The 14,086-nt window shown below is 34.5% G+C and carries 11 protein-coding genes; all 11 read left to right on the top strand.

Annotated elements, in window-relative coordinates; translation table 11 throughout:
• Window positions 1-503: 503 nt before the first annotated feature.
• Window positions 504-2,180 (top strand): dihydroxy-acid dehydratase, encoded by a 1,677-nt coding sequence (gene ilvD / locus AC1EUU_RS08775; protein WP_480201041.1) that lies wholly within the window; start codon window positions 504-506, stop codon window positions 2,178-2,180.
• A 33-nt stretch (window positions 2,181-2,213) separates the two neighbouring features.
• Window positions 2,214-3,947: a biosynthetic-type acetolactate synthase large subunit gene (gene ilvB / locus AC1EUU_RS08770; protein ID WP_480201040.1), complete on the top strand. Its 1,734-nt coding sequence runs from the start codon at window positions 2,214-2,216 to the stop codon at window positions 3,945-3,947.
• 2 nt (window positions 3,948-3,949) lie between these two features.
• Window positions 3,950-4,468 carry an acetolactate synthase small subunit gene (ilvN, locus tag AC1EUU_RS08765; RefSeq protein ID WP_480201039.1) on the top strand — a complete coding sequence of 173 codons (519 nt, stop codon included), beginning with the start codon at window positions 3,950-3,952 and terminating at the stop codon, window positions 4,466-4,468.
• A 21-nt stretch (window positions 4,469-4,489) separates the two neighbouring features.
• Complete coding sequence (gene ilvC / locus AC1EUU_RS08760; RefSeq protein WP_480201038.1) at window positions 4,490-5,989, top strand: ketol-acid reductoisomerase; 1,500 nt, start codon at window positions 4,490-4,492, stop codon at window positions 5,987-5,989.
• Between the two features lie 4 nt (window positions 5,990-5,993).
• On the top strand, window positions 5,994-7,256 hold the full coding sequence (ilvA, locus tag AC1EUU_RS08755) for a threonine ammonia-lyase (RefSeq protein WP_480201037.1): 1,263 nt from the start codon (window positions 5,994-5,996) through the stop codon (window positions 7,254-7,256).
• Between the two features lie 44 nt (window positions 7,257-7,300).
• Window positions 7,301-8,899, top strand: a complete 1,599-nt coding sequence (locus AC1EUU_RS08750) for an NADP-dependent glyceraldehyde-3-phosphate dehydrogenase (RefSeq protein ID WP_480201036.1) — start codon at window positions 7,301-7,303, stop codon at window positions 8,897-8,899.
• Window positions 8,900-9,319: 420 nt separating this feature from the next.
• On the top strand, window positions 9,320-9,946 hold the full coding sequence (locus AC1EUU_RS08745; protein WP_480201035.1) for a GNAT family N-acetyltransferase: 627 nt from the start codon (window positions 9,320-9,322) through the stop codon (window positions 9,944-9,946).
• Window positions 9,943-11,124, top strand: a complete 1,182-nt coding sequence (argG, locus tag AC1EUU_RS08740) for an argininosuccinate synthase (protein WP_480201034.1) — start codon at window positions 9,943-9,945, stop codon at window positions 11,122-11,124. The genes AC1EUU_RS08745 and argG overlap by 4 nt, the downstream gene beginning before the upstream one ends.
• Window positions 11,125-11,128: 4 nt before the next feature.
• Entirely contained in the window at window positions 11,129-12,106 is a 978-nt protein-coding gene (gene argC / locus AC1EUU_RS08735; RefSeq protein WP_480201033.1) for an N-acetyl-gamma-glutamyl-phosphate reductase, read from the top strand.
• 48 nt (window positions 12,107-12,154) lie between these two features.
• Complete coding sequence (gene proC, locus AC1EUU_RS08730) at window positions 12,155-12,955, top strand: pyrroline-5-carboxylate reductase (RefSeq protein WP_480201032.1); 801 nt, start codon at window positions 12,155-12,157, stop codon at window positions 12,953-12,955.
• Window positions 12,952-14,076 carry an aspartate aminotransferase family protein gene (locus AC1EUU_RS08725; RefSeq protein ID WP_480201031.1) on the top strand — a complete coding sequence of 375 codons (1,125 nt, stop codon included), beginning with the start codon at window positions 12,952-12,954 and terminating at the stop codon, window positions 14,074-14,076. The genes proC and AC1EUU_RS08725 overlap by 4 nt, the downstream gene beginning before the upstream one ends.
• Window positions 14,077-14,086: the final 10 nt, after the last annotated feature.

Here is a 14,086-nt window from a genome sequence, read left to right as displayed (position 1 = left end):
CATAAAGTAAAACTACAAAAATAAATATTCAATTTTATTTTGATTTTTAAAATCAATTTTTAAATATTTGTACATCAAATGAAGAAACAAATTTTAAATATCATTTCTATTATTGTCGTTGTGATTAGCTCGCAAGGATAGGGGAATGGTACTTTAAATTAAAGATAAAATATAAAGCCTCCCCAAATTGGGGAGGCTTTTTTAATTCAAGAATATGTGTAATTTTTTTAATAGTATCGTCATTATTGTCATTATCATTTCACCACCGATTTGATATAGGATATTATTGAAGAAACTCAAAAAGCCTGTATCAAAAAGTCGATACAGGTTTTTTTATGCGATTTAATGAGTTTAGATATTATAAATGAATTAATTATAAATAACTTATAATCAATATTTTAAATAAAATAAGAGATGCTTAGCCATGATGAAAAATTAAAAATAAAAAAGAAAGAAGTATTACATAGCTATAATTTTGGAAATCCTATAATAAGTCTGTTTTAATGAAATTGAATCGTTACAGTAAAATAATTACTCAAAACCCAACGCAGCCAGCGGCGCAGGCTATGTTACATGCTATAGGTTTAAGCAATGATGATCTTAAGAAGCCTTTAGTGGGGATTGCCAGTACAGGATATGAAGGTAATCCTTGTAATATGCATTTAAACGATCTGGCGATACGCGTTAAACAAGGAACTGAAGAAGCAAATGTAGTTGGACTTATTTTTAATACCATAGGTGTTTCCGATGGTATTTCTATGGGTACGCCGGGTATGCGTTATTCGTTACCATCGAGAGATATAATTGCTGACTCTATGGAAACAGTAGTTCAAGCAATGAGTTATGATGGGCTTATTACGGTAGTAGGTTGTGATAAAAATATGCCAGGAGCCTTAATGGCTATGTTGCGTTTAAATCGACCTTCAGTATTGGTTTATGGAGGTACGATTGCCTCTGGATGTCACAATGGTAAAAAACTTGATGTGGTATCTGCCTTTGAAGCATGGGGAGAAAAGGTAGCCGGAACTATAGACGAAACCGAATATCAAAGTGTAATCCAAAAAGCATGCCCAGGAGCTGGTGCATGTGGCGGAATGTACACCGCTAATACCATGGCTTCAGCCATTGAAGCATTGGGTATGAGCTTACCTTATAACTCTTCAAACCCTGCTATTAGTAAGAATAAAGAAGATGAATGCGTAGAAGCAGGGAAAGCAATGGAGTATTTACTTGAACATGATATTAAACCATCAGATATAGTAACTAAAAAATCATTAGAAAATGCAATAAGATTAGTTACAGTTATGGGGGGATCTACAAATGCAGTGCTACATTTTTTAGCGATAGCTAAAGCCGCTAATGTTGATTTTACACTAAAAGACTTTCAACGTATCTCTGATGAAACACCATTTTTAGCAGATTTAAAGCCGAGTGGAAAATATTTAATGGAAGATGTGCACACCATAGGGGGAATACCGGCGGTACTTAAATATTTGTTGAATAAAGGTTTACTGCACGGTGATTGTTTAACCGTAACAGGAAAGACATTAGCTGAAAATTTAACGCAAGTACCTGATTTAGCACAAGGGCAAGATGTTATTAAACCATTAGAAAAACCAATCAAAGAAACCGGACATTTAAGAATGTTATATGGCAATCTAGCCGAAGAAGGAGCTGTAGCAAAAATTACCGGTAAAGAAGGACTGATTTTTTCTGGAGAGGCCAAGGTATTTAATGGAGAATATGATGCGAATGATGGTATTCGTGATGATAAGGTGAAGAAAGGGAATGTTGTTGTAATTCGATACGAAGGACCAAAGGGCGGCCCTGGAATGCCAGAGATGTTAAAGCCTACTGCTGCAATTATGGGAGCAGGATTAGGAAAAGATGTAGCATTGATTACCGATGGGCGATTTTCTGGTGGCACCCATGGTTTTGTTGTGGGGCATATTACTCCGGAAGCTCAGGAAGGTGGTGCAATTGCACTTGTTAAAGATGGAGATACTATTACCATAAACGCTGAAACAAATAGTATAACTCTGGAGGTAAGTGAAAAAGAATTGCAACAAAGAAAAGAACAATGGAAGGCTCCTCAGTTAAAAGTAAATAGAGGAGCATTATATAAATATGCTAAAACAGTTTCATCAGCATCAAATGGATGTGTAACCGATGAATTTTAAAGCACTAAATAATTTGTAAAAAGAAGTATAATTATGAAATCACAAACAACAACATTAGAAAACTTCAAGCAAAAGGAAAAGTTACATATTTCTGGAGCAGAAGCGGTCATTAAATGCCTGCTAGCTGAAGGTGTTGATTTGATTTATGGTTATCCCGGAGGCGCAATAATGCCAATTTATGATGAACTGTATAAGTATCAAGATAAGTTACATCATGTATTAACAAGGCATGAACAAGGCGCCACTCATGCGGCACAAGGTTATGCCCGAGTTACCGGAAGGGCTGGTGTAGCCATGGCAACATCAGGCCCTGGAGCAACAAACCTTGTTACGGGAATTGCCGATGCACAAATAGATTCTACACCAATGGTATGTATTACAGGGCAAGTACCTAGGCATTTATTAGGGTCTGATGCTTTTCAGGAAACTGATATCGTTGGAATATCTACACCAGTAACTAAATGGAATTATCAAATAACGAAAGCTTCAGAGATTCCTGAAATTATTGCAAAAGCATTCTACATAGCGAATTCTGGACGTCCGGGACCTGTATTAATTGATATTACCAAGAATGCACAATTTGAAACTTTTGATTTCGAATATAGAAAATGTAAAAACGTACGTAGTTATAAAGCAAAGCCTAAAGTAAATATTGAAGAAGTTAAGTCGGCAGCTAAAATAATTAATGAAGCTAAGAAGCCAATGATCGTTTTTGGGCAAGGCGTTATTTTAGGCGAAGCCGAAGCAGAATTTAAGGCGTTTATTGAAAAAACAGGGATTCCTTCGGCATGGACAATTTTAGGCTTATCTGCTTTAGCAACCGAGCATCCTTTAAATGTGGGCATGGTTGGTATGCATGGTAATTATGGTCCCAATAAACTCACCAATGAATGTGATGTTTTAATTGCTATAGGCATGCGATTTGATGATCGCGTAACTGGAGATTTAAATACATATGCGAAGCAGGCAAAAGTGATTCATTTTGAAATTGATCCTGCAGAGATTGATAAAAATGTAAAAACAGATGTTGCCGTTTTAGGTGATGTAAAAGAGACCCTTGCCGAACTTTTACCATTTGTTAATTCGAATTCGCACCCAAATTGGTTAGAAGAATTTAAAAAACTTGCTGTTGTTGAATTCGATAAGGTTATAAAGAATGACCTATATCCTGAAAAAGAAGGATTAACAATGGGTGAAGTATTAAAAGAAATTAATAATGCCAGCAAGGGCGATGCGGTAATTGTATCAGATGTTGGGCAACATCAAATGTTTGCTTGTCGTTATGCAAAATTTAATCGAACTAAAAGTAATATAACCTCTGGAGGATTGGGTACCATGGGCTTTGCCTTACCAGCAGCAATTGGTGCAAAAATGGGAGCACCGCAAAGAGAAGTAGTGGCCATTATCGGTGATGGAGGTTACCAAATGACAATTCAAGAATTAGGCACAATACTTCAAACGGATGCGGCCGTAAAAATTGTCGTGCTGAATAATGAATACTTAGGTATGGTAAGACAATGGCAGCAATTGTTCTTTGATAGACGCTATGCTTCAACAGAAATGGTAAATCCTGACTTTGTAACAATTGCAAAAGGTTATCATATAGATGCTAAAAGAGTTACCAAAAGAGAGGAGCTAGCTGATACTATTCAAGAAATGATGGCATCTGATAAAGCATACTTTTTAGAAGTATGTGTTGAAAAAGAAGATAACGTATTCCCAATGATACCAAGTGGAGCATCAGTTTCAGATATAAGATTGAGTTAATTATGGAAGAAAAGAAAACATTTACTATATCGGTTTACACAGAAAATAATGTAGGCTTACTAAACCGGATTTCGGCAATTTTTTTAAAAAGGCATATCAATATCGAAAGCCTTACAACATCTAGATCTGAAATAGAAAACGTAAATCGCTTTGTGATAGTGGCCTTTATGGGCGAGTCACAAGCAAAAAAAATTGTTGGTCAGCTCGAAAAACAAATCGAAGTAATACGTGCATTTTATCATACAGACGAAGAAACTGTTTTTCAAGAATCTGCCTTGTTTAAAATTTCAACACTTCATTTATATGATGAGGTAATTCAAAGAAAGTTGAAATTTAGAAGGGCAAATATTGTCACGATCACAGAAGACTTCTTCGTCATCGAAGCTTCAGGGTCAAAAGATCATGTTGACAATTTATATGAAAAGTTAAAGCCGTACGGATTATTACAATTTGTTAGGTCTGGACGAATAGCAGTAACCAGGCCCAAAATGGCAATTTCAGAACTATTACAAGAATTATAATTAATAAAGAGATATACAAAAATGGCAAATTATTTTAATACACTTTCATTAGGGCAAAAGCTAGAACAATTGTCTAAATGTAGATTTATGCAGACCTCTGAATTCGAAGATGGAGTTAAGGTACTTGCAGGAAAGAAAATTGTAATTGTAGGTTGTGGAGCACAAGGCTTAAACCAAGGCTTAAATATGAGAGATTCTGGTTTAGATATATCTTATGCCCTGCGTGAACAGGCAATTTTAGAAAAAAGAGCTTCTTATGAAAATGCTACTTCAAATGATTTTACTGTTGGTACTTATAAAGAACTAATACCAGAAGCAGATTTGGTACTTAACCTAACACCTGATAAACAACATACCAATGTGGTTAAATCTGTTATGCCATTAATGAAAGAGGGTGCAACATTATCATATTCTCATGGATTTAATATCGTAGAAGAAGGAATGCAAATTCGTAAAGATTTGACTGTAATAATGGTTGCTCCTAAATGTCCGGGTTCTGAAGTTCGAGAAGAATATTTAAGAGGTTTTGGTGTGCCTACATTAATTGCGGTACATCCCGAGAATGATCCTGAAGGAAAAGGTTGGGATCAGGCAAAGGCATATGCCGTAGCTACTGGTGGTCACCGAGCAGGTGTTTTAGAATCATCTTTTGTCGCTGAAGTTAAAAGTGACTTAATGGGAGAACAGACAATATTATGTGGTGTTCTACAGACAGCTTCTATTTTATCATTCAATAAAATGATTGAAGAAGGGATAGATGCTAGTTACGCATCTAAACTAATTCAATATGGTTGGGAAACAATTACCGAAGCCTTAAAGCATGGTGGTATCACAAATATGATGGACCGATTGTCAAATCCAGCTAAAATTAAAACATTCGAATTATCCGAAGAGTTAAAGAGAATTCTTAAACCGTTGTTTGAAAAACATATGGATGATATAATGTCTGGTCATTTTTCAAGAACAATGATGCAAGATTGGGCAGATGATGATATTAATCTGTTAACATGGAGAGCCGAAACAGGAGAAACCGCTTTTGAAAAAACAAATGCTACTTCAGATTATATATCTGAACAAGAATATTTTGATAAAGGAATATTAATGGTAGCATTCGTTAGAGCAGGTGTAGAATTGGCCTTTGAAACGATGGTAGCGTCAGGTATTATAGAAGAATCGGCTTATTACGAATCATTACATGAATTGCCATTAATAGCCAATACAGTAGCAAGAAAGAAATTATTTGAAATGAATAGAATTATTTCTGATACTGCAGAATATGGTTGCTACTTGTTTGATCATGCCGCAAAGCCATTGTTAACTGATTTTATGACTTCAATTACCACTGAAGTTATTGGAACTTCGCCTTCTGATTCTAATGAGGTAGATAATGTAAAATTAATTGCAGTTAATGATACTATAAGAAATCATCCTATAGAAGCAACAGGTAAAGTATTACGTTCTGCAATGACTGCAATGAAAGTTATAAAAGTTGAAGAAAAGAAAGAGGCAGTTTTAGTATAAAAAATTGAAAGTAAAAACGACATACTCCCCAAAATTGGTTAAGGTGCGGAAAGCCGTAACTGCATTAAAAGATGTAGTTGCGGTTACGCCGCTAATGCAAAATCTCAACTATTCGAAAAAATTTGGTTGCAATGTTTTGCTCAAAAGAGAAGACTTACAACAAGTACGATCTTATAAAATTAGAGGAGCTTATAATAAAATTAGTTCACTATCAAAAGATGAATTAAAAAATGGCGTGGTTTGCGCTAGCGCAGGGAATCATGCCCAAGGTGTGGCCTTTGCATGCCATAAATTGCAAATACCAGGCACTATTTTTATGCCCTCACCAACACCAAAACAAAAGGTAGAGCAAGTTAGAATGTTTGGTGGTGAATTCATTAATATTCGATTAATCGGAGATACATTTGATGATGCTTTTATAGCAGCGAAAAAAGAATGCAATAAACAGCATAAAACTTTTGTACACCCTTTTGATGACGAGAAAATTATTGAAGGGCAAGCAACAGTAGGACTAGAGATTTTAGAGCAATCAAATCAATTAATAGACTATGTTTTTGTTCCTGTAGGTGGGGGTGGATTAGCAGCCGGATTATCATCCGTTTTTAAAACGTTAGCCCCACAAACAAAGATTATCGGGGTAGAACCTAAAGGTGCTCCTTCGATGCAAAAGGCGATCGAAGCCAATGAAAATGTAGTGCTAGATAAAATAGAAAAATTTGTTGATGGTGCAGCTGTAAAACAAGTTGGTAAATTAACTTTTCAAATTTGTAAAGAAAACCTTGACGATATAATTACAGTTCCCGAAGGTAAAGTGTGTCAAACGATTTTAGATTTATATAATAAAGATGCTATTGTGGTTGAACCTGCAGGAGCATTAACGTTAGCCGCATTAGATTTTTATAAAGAGGAAATAAAGGGTAAGAATGTAATCTGTGTAGTGAGCGGAAGTAATAATGACATTACTAGAACTGCCGAAATTAAAGAAAGAGCACTGTTATACCGAGGGCTAAAACATTATTTTATAGTGCGATTTCCTCAAAGAGCAGGTGCACTAAAAGAATTTGTATCTGAAATATTAGGACCAAATGACGATATTACTCATTTTGAATACTCAAAAAAACATAGTAGAGAAAATGGTCCGGCGGTTGTTGGCATTGAGTTAAAGAATATTAATGATTTACAACCACTAATTCAAAGAATGAAAACAAAGAATTTTTTTGGGGACTATTTAAATGATAAACCCGATTTGTTTCAGTTCTTAGTATAAATATTACGATCTTTGTACTAAGATTAAGCTTAAAGAATACTAAGATGATAGCTATAAAAAATATACCTCAAAAATATCAAATTGAGGCTCCCTTACATCAAGATACCTACTTGGTGAATAATGAATTAATAAAATGGCAAGGATCAACTGCCGATGTTTACTCTCCAATTATTACCGCGAATGGCAATGGTGAGGCAGGGAATACATTCTTAGGAACGGTACCCGAATTGAGTGAAAAGGAAGCATTAGAAGCTTTAGAAGCTGCTAGTAAGGCCTATGATAAGGGGCAAGGAGAATGGCCAACAATGAAAGTTGCTGATCGTATTGAACACATGGAGCATTTTGTTGAAAAAATGAAAGCCACGCGTGATGAGGTCGTGAAATATTTGGTATGGGAAATTTGCAAGACTGTTGCAGATGCCGAAAAAGAGTTTGATCGAACCATAGATTATATCAACGATACCATAGAAGATTATAAAAATATGGATCGCGATAGTGCTCGTTTTCAAAAACATAGTGGCATTCACGCCCATATTCGTAGAGGACCTCTTGGAGTTGTTTTATGTTTAGGTCCTTATAATTATCCCCTAAATGAAACATTTTGCTTGCTGATTCCTGCTTTAATCATGGGGAATACCACCATATTTAAACCCGCAAAACATGGTATTTTATTAATTTCTCCACTGTTGAAATTATTTAAAGAATGCTTCCCAAAAGGGGTCGTAAACGTTATATATGGAAGAGGCAGGGTAATAGCATCTCCAATTATGAAAACAGGAGTTGTAGATGTACTGGCATTAATAGGGCATAGTTCATCGGCAAAGGCGTTGCAAAAACTACACCCTAGGTCAAATCGATTACGATTAGTATTAGGCTTAGAAGCTAAGAATCCGGCAATTGTTTTACCAGATGCTGATATTGATCTTGCAGTAAGTGAATGTATAGCAGGAACCTTATCATATAACGGTCAACGATGTACGGCCTTAAAAATAGTGTATGTACACGAAGATGTCGCTGAAGAATTTAACAAACGTTATTCTGAAAAAGTAGATGCTCTAAAATATGGAAATCCTTGGGAAGAAGGTGTTAAGTTAACACCACTGCCGGAACCAGGAAAAGTAGCCTATATACAAGATCTAATTGATGATGCTAAAAGCAAGGGTGCTAAGATCATCAATGAAAAAGGAGGGGAAGTATTAGGTAACTTTATTTTCCCTGCAGTGCTTTATCCGGTAACAAAAGAAATGAAAGTCTATGAAGAAGAACAATTTGGGCCGGTAGTACCTATAAGAGCGTTTAAAAATGTGGAAGAGCCGTTAGATGATATTGCAGAATCTAATTACGGACAACAAGTTAGTTTGTTCGGTAAAGATGTTGATCAATTATCGCGATTAATAGATACATTAGTGAATCTTGTTTGTAGAGTAAATTTAAATAGCTCATGTCAAAGAGGTCCTGATGTATTTCCATTTACCGGAAGAAAAGATTCTGCTGTAAGTACATTAAGTGTGCACGATGCGCTACGAAGTTTTTCTATAAGAACTTTTATCGCTGCAAAAGATAATGATTACAATAACAACATATTGGAAGATTTATTAGATTCTAAAAAATCAAATTTTGTAAGTACAGATTATATGCTTTAAAATGAATATCGCAAAAATAGTCTGCTATTTTTGCGATATTTGTATAAATGATTGCTACATAGAAACTTAAATGTTTTTTGTTGCATTTCAAGAAATTATTTTTATACATTTGCTGAGATGAATAAGATAAATAGACATAATCAATACCCCGAAACTCGCTTTCCCAGAGTGCGCTGTCGCCGCGCTTGCTAATTCTAGAGTTTAACTGATTATTAATTTTATTTATTCAAATCCTTTTGCAATTCCACATTAACATAGTATTTCTTAACAGAGTTATTTTAAATAATAACAGTGTTTTAGTACGCCCTCATTTTCCACGCCGCCCTTAGGGGTGTATGTTATTTTTGGAACTTAGGTGTGTCCGGTTCTTCTTTTCAAATCTCAATTTTAATAAGTTTTAATCATTTTAAATCAACAACAATGCAAATTGTTATTGCTAATAAATCACATAATATATACGCAGAGGTTATCTGCAAGGCAATTGAAGAAGCCTCAAAGGTTAGAGGAACAGGTATTGCAAAGCGTTCTCCAAATTACATTATGGAGAAAATGGAAAAAGAAAATGCTGTAATTGCTCTTGACGGTGAAGTTTTCGCAGGATTCTGTTATATAGAAACCTGGGGGCACGGAAAATTTGTAGCGAATTCAGGATTAATAGTTCATCCAGATTATAGAGGAATTGGATTGGCAAAAAAAATTAAAGCTAAAATTTTTGAGCTATCCAAAACTAAGTTCCCAACTTCTAAAATATTTAGCATCACTACCGGACTGGCTGTTATGAAAATGAATAGTGACCTAGGCTATAAACCAGTGACTTTTTCTGAATTAACGAATGATCAATCTTTTTGGAAAGGTTGCCAAACATGTAAAAATTATGATGTATTGCAACGTACAAGCCAAACAATGTGCTTATGTACAGGAATGCTTTACGACCCTAAAAAAGAAAAAAATTCATCAGATTCTAAAAAAGTAAAACCTAAGGTATTTAGAAGGTTAAAGCAGCTAAAACAAAACATATTTTTAAAAAAGAATAAAAAAAGCAAATGAAAAAATTAGTATTAGCATATAGTGGAGGTTTAGATACTTCATATTGTGCAGTGCATTTATCAAAAGATGAGGGCTATCAAGTTCATGCCGTGAGTGTAAATACAGGAGGTTTTACCAAAAGTGAAATAGCACAAATTGAGATGAATGCTCTAAAAATGGGAGTGGTTTCGTGCAAAAACATAGATGCAGTTTCTGACTACTATAAAAAGGTAATAAAATACCTTATTTATGGAAATGTATTAAAAAATAATACTTATCCGTTATCTGTAAGTGCCGAAAGAATTATTCAGGCAATTAAGATTATTGAATATGCTAAAAGTATTAAAGCGCAATACATTGCACACGGTAGTACAGGTGCCGGTAATGACCAAGTGAGGTTTGATATGATCTTTCAAACATTGGCGCCAGAGATCAAGATTATTACGCCAATTAGAGATAATAAGCTTTCGAGACAGGAAGAAATAGACTATTTAACTAGAAATGGTATAGACATGCCTTGGCAGAAAGCAAAATATTCCATTAATAAAGGCCTTTGGGGAACGAGTGTAGGTGGAGATGAAACCCTAACATCAGATAGAGCATTGCCAGAAAAGGCATATCCATCACAATTGGCAAAGGAGGGATGTGAAAAAATAACATTAACTTTTGAAAAAGGAGAGCTAGTAGCTATAAACGGAGTTAAAGCACTTCCACAAGATAATATTGAAAAGTTAAGTACTTTAGCATCAGTATATGCTATTGGTAGAGATATTCATGTTGGAGATACCATTGTCGGTATAAAAGGACGTGTTGGTTTTGAAGCTGCAGCTGCTTTAATTATTATAAAAGCACATCATCTTTTAGAAAAACATACACTTACAAAATGGCAATTACAACATAAAGAATATTTATCAAGCTTTTATGGAATGCATTTGCATGAGGGGCAATACTTAGATCCGGTTATGAGAGATATAGAAGCTTTTCTACAAAATAGTCAAGATAAAGTATCGGGTGAAGTAATTGTTGAATTAAGGCCATATCACTTTACACTTGACGGAATAAGTTCAGAGCATGATTTAATGAATGCAAAGTTTGGAAGTTATGGCGAAATGAATAAAGGATGGTCTGCCGATGAAGCCAAAGGCTTTATAAAAATTCTTGGTAATCAAAATAAAATCTATCATCAAATAAACTCTTAACGTCATGATAAAAGTTGGAATTGTAGGTGGAGCAGGTTATACTGCTGGAGAATTAATACGGTTATTGATAAATCATAAGCACACAGAGTTAAGTTTTGTGTATAGCACATCGAACTCAGGAAATGAAATACATATGGTACATCAAGACTTGGTTGGTACAATAGATCAGAAATTTACAAACGAAATCACTACAGATATAGATGTGCTTTTTTTATGTCTTGGTCATGGTAATTCAAAAACATTTTTAGAAAAGAATAAATTCTCTGAATCGACTAAAATTATTGATTTAAGTAACGATTTTAGACTGAATGCCGATAAAGAATTTCTAGGAAAAGAATTTGTTTATGGCTTGCCCGAGTTGCAAAAAGAACAAATTAAGCAAGCAAACTACATTGCTAACCCTGGATGTTTTGCTACGGCTATTCAACTTGCATTATTACCCCTTGCTAACAAAAATCTATTGAACAGTGATGTGCATATTAATGCGGTAACCGGAGCAACAGGAGCAGGTACATCTTTGTCTAAAACAACGCATTTTACATGGAGAGATAATAATTTTTCATACTACAAGCCCTTTTCGCATCAACATTTAGGTGAAATAAATCAATCTATAAATCAGTTACAAAGAGATTTCAAATCTGTCATTCATTTTATGCCTAACAGAGGAAATTTTAGTAGAGGGATTTTCGCTACAGCTTATACCCAATTTGATAAAACGATCGAAGAAGCAAATGAAATTTACAAGACATATTATAAAGATGCGGCATTCACATTTATTAGCGATCAAATGTTACATTTAAAACAGGTGGTTAATACTAATAAATGTTTAATTCATTTGCATAAACATGACGATAAGTTGTTGATAACAAGCGTTGTAGATAATCTTCTGAAGGGCGCTTCAGGACAGGCCATTCAAAACATGAATCTTTTATTCGGTTTTGAAGAAACAGAGGGACTACAGTTAAAAGCAAGTTTTTTTTAAAACAAGTTTGGCATTCCTGCGAAAGTGGGAAGCGGTAAAATTAGAATTATGAAAATAGCCATTATAGGAACAGGAAACTTAGGGAAATCTATTGCCAAAGGTTTAATTACAACCAACGCAATAACAACCTTATATTTAACAAAACGTAACTTAAACGAAATCAAAGAATTTGAAGGGTATAAGAATGTGTTCTTAACTACAGATAATTTAGAAGCGGTAAAAAAATCTGATATTTTAATTTTTGCTGTTCAGCCTAGACACTTCGAGATTATATTAAACGAAATCAAACATTTACTAACAGAAAATCATGTGTTAATATCTACTATTACAGGTTTTTCTATTGCTAAAATTGAAGGTGTAGTGGGTAATGAACAATTTATCATTAGAGCCATGCCTAATACGGCAATTGCAGTAGGTAAATCTATGACGTGTTTATGTTCTAATGAAAATGGGAAAAACCGTATTAGAATTGCAGAAGCAATCTTTAATAGACTTGGTAATTCCATTGTTATTCCTGAAACGCAAATGCAAGCTGCAACGGTTGTTTGCGCAAGTGGTATTGCTTTTTGGATGCGATTAATTAGGGCAACAACACAAGCAGCTATTCAGCTCGGGTTTGATGCTAAAGAAGCGCAAGAATTAGCTATGCATACCAGCGAAGGAGCGGCAAGCCTATTAATAACAACAGGGAACCATCCTGAAGAAGAAATAGATAAAGTAACTACACCAAAAGGATGCACCATACAGGGATTAAATGAAATGGAACATAAAGGATTAAGTTCTTCTCTTATTCAAGGAATGGTAGCCTCATTCAATAAAATTAATACTATTAAAAAAGAGCAAATATGAGTTTGTTTGACGTATACCCACTATATGATGTAACTCCAGTTAAAGCAAAAGATATTTTTGTTTACGATGATAAAGGGACAAAATACCTTGATCTTTATGGAGGTCACGCCGTGATTTCAATAGGGCATTCACATCCTAAATATGTAAGAAATATTAGTGAGCAAGTGAGTAAATTGGGGTTTTATAGCAATTCTATCCAGAATCCACTTCAAAAAGAACTTGCCACCAAACTTTACGAACTTTCAGGATGTGAAGACTATAATCTATTTCTATGTAATTCTGGAGCTGAAGCTAATGAAAATGCTTTGAAATTGGCGTCATTTGTAACGGGGAAAAGTAAAGTAATAGCGTTTAAGAATGGTTTTCATGGGCGAACTTCGGCAGCAGTAGCGGTAACCGATAATCCAAAAATAATAGCGCCAATAAACGCCCAACAGGAAGTGGTGTTGTTAGAACTAGGTGACTTAGAAACTGTAGAATCTACTTTAAAACAAAAAGATATCTGTGCCATTATAGTTGAAACGATTCAAGGAATTGGTGGATTAGATGAAGGCTCAACAGAATTCTATAAAGGTTTGCGAAACTTAACAAAGAAATATGATGCACTTTTAATAGCAGATGAAATTCAATGTGGGTTTGGAAGAACGGGTGATTTTTTCGCTTTTCAAAAACACAAAATACACCCCGATATTATCTCTATGGCAAAAGGAATGGGGAATGGATTTCCTATTGGGGGCATTTTAATTAATAAACAAATTGAAGCTTCTTATGGGATGTTAGGAACTACTTTTGGAGGGAATCATTTGGCTTGTGCAGCTTCATTATCAGTATTGGAAGTTCTGAAAGAAGAACAGTTGATGCAAAATGCTAAAGAACTATTCTTGTACTTTTTAGAAAAAGCAAAAATGATTTCTCAAATTAAAAATGTAAAAGGTAGAGGGTTGATGTTAGGATTAGAATTCGATTTCCCAATACGTGAATTAAGAAAAGATTTAATTTTTAAACATAGCATATTTACAGGAAGTGCTAAAAATCCAAATTTGCTAAGAATTCTACCGCCATTAACGATTAAAAAGGAACATATTGATATATTTTTTAAAGCCTTAAGTGCTGAATTATAAAATTTTAAGC

The sequence above is a fragment of the Maritimimonas sp. 2205BS37-2 genome (assembly GCF_056591755.1).
The sequence above is the reverse complement of the archived record's forward strand: the minus strand, read 5'-3'. Positions and strand labels throughout refer to the sequence as shown.

Excerpts from the sequence above, each read along its gene's own strand:
- AC1EUU_RS08750 (WP_480201036.1), top strand. The coding sequence starts at position 7,301 with ATGATAGCTATAAAAAATATACCTCAAAAATATCAAATTGAGGCTCCC.
- ilvC (WP_480201038.1), top strand. The coding sequence starts at position 4,490 with ATGGCAAATTATTTTAATACACTTTCATTAGGGCAAAAGCTAGAACAA.
- ilvD (WP_480201041.1), top strand. The coding sequence starts at position 504 with ATGAAATTGAATCGTTACAGTAAAATAATTACTCAAAACCCAACGCAG.
- ilvN (WP_480201039.1), top strand. The coding sequence starts at position 3,950 with ATGGAAGAAAAGAAAACATTTACTATATCGGTTTACACAGAAAATAAT.
- AC1EUU_RS08745 (WP_480201035.1), top strand. The coding sequence starts at position 9,320 with ATGCAAATTGTTATTGCTAATAAATCACATAATATATACGCAGAGGTT.
- proC (WP_480201032.1), top strand. The coding sequence starts at position 12,155 with ATGAAAATAGCCATTATAGGAACAGGAAACTTAGGGAAATCTATTGCC.
- argG (WP_480201034.1), top strand. The coding sequence starts at position 9,943 with ATGAAAAAATTAGTATTAGCATATAGTGGAGGTTTAGATACTTCATAT.
- AC1EUU_RS08725 (WP_480201031.1), top strand. The coding sequence starts at position 12,952 with ATGAGTTTGTTTGACGTATACCCACTATATGATGTAACTCCAGTTAAA.
- argC (WP_480201033.1), top strand. The coding sequence starts at position 11,129 with ATGATAAAAGTTGGAATTGTAGGTGGAGCAGGTTATACTGCTGGAGAA.
- ilvB (WP_480201040.1), top strand. The coding sequence starts at position 2,214 with ATGAAATCACAAACAACAACATTAGAAAACTTCAAGCAAAAGGAAAAG.